1 protein-coding gene is annotated in these 261 nt (G+C 72.4%); it reads left to right on the plus strand.

The window, feature by feature from the left end:
• On the plus strand, positions 1-261 hold a 261-nt coding region (locus SB764_RS41685; RefSeq protein ID WP_410866988.1), incomplete at both ends, for a rod shape-determining protein.

A 261-nucleotide genomic window follows, 5' to 3' on the forward strand; every position in this document is an offset into this window, starting at 1 on the left:
TCCGCATGGTGCACCCGCGCAACATGCTGGCGCCCAGCCCGCGCATCATCGTCTGCGTGCCCTGCGGCTCCACCCAGGTTGAACGCCGCGCCATCCGCGAATCGGCCCTCGGCGCCGGCGCCTCGCACGTGTTCCTGATCGAAGAACCCATGGCCGCGGCCATCGGCGCCGGCCTGGCCGTCTCCGACGCCAGCGGCTCCATGGTCGTCGACATCGGCGGCGGCACCACCGAGGTGGCGGTCATCTCGCTGGGCGGCATGG

Source organism: Paraburkholderia sp. SIMBA_027 (assembly GCF_046535315.1).
GTDB lineage: Bacteria > Pseudomonadota > Gammaproteobacteria > Burkholderiales > Burkholderiaceae > Paraburkholderia > Paraburkholderia tropica.